Genomic DNA, 2,603 nt, shown 5'->3' with positions numbered 1-2,603 from the left:
GCCGCCGCGCGCTCGACCCGGCCCGCGCCTCCTCGCCGCCTGTCCGCCGCCGCCGCCGCAGGCGTCCCGACGTGCCGAACCCGACCGGCGGTGACCGGCCGGGCGAGCACATCCCGACAACTCGAGCCCGACACGCCGCTCGTGTGCGCGCAGAGGCCTGATCGAGGGCGCAGGTGTCGCGATTTGCACACCGACGGTGGCGCGGGGCGGGGCAGGAGGCGCGGCGCGGCCGGCGCGGGTAGCGGGTCGGAAGTGGGGTCTTGCGCAGGCGGCGCGGCGTGGGTTACGTTCTCCGCAGACGCCGATGTTATCGACAACATCCACTCGACGTCCCGAGCACGCGCGGGACGACGTCGGCGGTCGCCACCGCAGCCGACACACACGAACGGGTCAACGATGACTTCTGCTCCACGCCACTCCGGGGTTCTCTTCGGAGCCGCCTACTACGCCGAGTACCAGCAGGCGGGCACCCTCGACCGCGACCTCGACCTGATGGTCGAGGCGGGCTTCACGGTGATCCGGGTGGGCGAGTCGGTCTGGTCGACGTGGGAGCCGCGCGAGGGCGAGTTCGACCTCGACTGGCTGCAGCCCGTGCTCGACGGCGCCCACGCCCGCGGCATCGCGGTGGTGCTCGGCACCCCCACCTACGCGGTGCCGCCGTGGCTGCAGGTGCGCCACCCCGAGATCGCCGCCGAGCGGACGACCGGCGTCCGTGCCGGCTGGGGCGCCCGCCAGGAGATGGACCAGAGCCACCCCGCCTACCGCTTCTACGCCGAGCGCGTCGTGCGCAAGGTCGTCGAGCGCTACGCGCAGCACCCCGCCGTGATCGGTTGGCAGGTCGACAACGAGCCCGGCAACGAGCGCCCGCGCAACGACCAGGTCTTCGACCGCTTCGTGGCCTGGCTGCAGCGCAGGTACGGCACCGTCGAGCGCCTCAACGAGGAGTGGGGCCTGGTCTACTGGTCGCACCGGCTGACCGAGTGGTCGCAGCTCTGGCGTCCCGACGGCAATGTGCAGCCGCAGTACGACCTCGAGTGGCGGCGCTTCCAGGGCGAGCTGGCCGACGAGCTGATCGCCTGGCAGGCCGACGTCGTCCGCGAGTACGCCCGCGACGACCAGTTCGTCACCACCTGCATCTCGTACTCGCGCCCTCAGGTCGCCGACGAGCGACTCGTCGAGAGCCTCGACGTCACCGCCGGCAACCCCTATTACAAGATGCAGGACGGCCTGACGCTCGGCGTCGAGGTGCCCCGCGAGGCCGGCTGGTGGCACACCGGCGTCTGGGCCCTGCAGCAGTGGGGCGACCGGGCGTTCTCGTCGGCGCAGGCCCCCTTCCTCGTCACCGAGACCAACGCGCAGTCGATCGGCGGCCCCTGGCAGAACCACCCGCCGTTCGACGGGCAGATCAAGCAGGCCGCGCTCGCGCTCGTCTCGCGCGGCGCCCGCATGGTCGAGTACTGGCACTGGCACACGCTGCACTTCGGCGTCGAGACCTACTGGGGCGGCGTGCTGCCGCACAGCCAGCGTCCCGGTCGCATCCACCGCGAGGTCGCGGCCCTGGGCGCCACGCTCAAGGCGGTCGGCGGCGCGGTCGACGGCCTCGAACCCGACGCCGACGTGCTGATGCTCTGGTCGACCGAGACCAAGTGGTCGTTCGAGACCTACCCGCCGCTCGCCCTGCCCGACGGCGGTCCCGACCCCGAGTCGTACCTGCACCTGTTCGACGCGCACTACCGCGGGCTCGCCGAGGCGGGCGTGCAGGTGCGCATCCAGCACGTGGCGCAGTTCCTCGCCGCCGACCCGGCCGAGTCGGCCGCGACGCACCCCGTGCTCGTCGTGCCGGCGCTGTACGTCGTCGACGACGCGACCCTCGCCGCGCTCACCGCCTACGCCGAGGCCGGCGGCCACCTCGTGATCGGCATCCGCACGGCCTACGGCGACGAGCTCGCCCGGGCCCGCCGCGACCCCGCGCCCGCCCGCCTCTCGGGCCCCGCGGGCGTCTGGTACGAGGAGTACACGAACCTCGACGCCCCCCTCGCCGTCCACGTCGCGGACGCCGGCGCCGCCGAGCGCACCGACGACACGACCGCCGGAGGCGCGGGCGCGGTCCCCGACGCCGCCACCGACCCGGCGTCGCCGGCCGACGCACCCTTCGTCCTCGAGCCGGGCTCGGCCGGCACCCGCTGGGCCGACGTCCTGCACGTCGAGGACGCCACCGTCGTGCTGCGGGCCGCGCCGACCGAGATCGGGGCCGACGCGATGCTGACGACCCGCGCCTCCGGAGCCGGACGCGTCAGCTACGTCGCGACCGTGCCCAACCCCGAGCTCTCGCGCTCGATCGCCCGGTGGCTCGTGCCGGCCACGGCGGCGAGCGCGTGGGCGGCGACCGAGACGGTCACCGTCACCACCGGTTCACGGGCCGGAGCCCCCGGGCTCGCGTTCGTGTCGAACTGGTCGGCCCACGAGGGAACGGTCACCACGCCCTCCGCGGTGCGCGACCTCGAGACCCGGGAGGTCGTCGCCGCCGGCACCACCCTGACCCTCGCCCCGCGCGCGGCCCACGTCTACGAGCTCGTAGACGCCGACGCCTCGTAGGCGTCCTG

The 2,603-nt window shown here is 74.0% G+C and carries 1 protein-coding gene; it reads left to right on the top strand.

Annotated features, from left to right (window positions below; genetic code table 11):
* The first annotated feature begins 396 nt into the window (after positions 1-396).
* On the top strand, positions 397-2,595 hold the full coding sequence (locus SZ60_RS15465; RefSeq protein ID WP_043597567.1) for a beta-galactosidase: 2,199 nt from the start codon (positions 397-399) through the stop codon (positions 2,593-2,595).
* The last annotated feature ends 8 nt before the right edge of the window (positions 2,596-2,603 follow it).

Origin of the sequence: Frigoribacterium sp. MEB024, assembly GCF_000878135.1 — a bacterium.
Lineage (GTDB): Bacteria > Actinomycetota > Actinomycetes > Actinomycetales > Microbacteriaceae > Frigoribacterium.
This window is presented reverse-complemented; position numbering and strand designations above follow the sequence as displayed.

Excerpts from the sequence above, each read along its gene's own strand:
- SZ60_RS15465 (WP_043597567.1), top strand. The coding sequence starts at position 397 with ATGACTTCTGCTCCACGCCACTCCGGGGTTCTCTTCGGAGCCGCCTAC.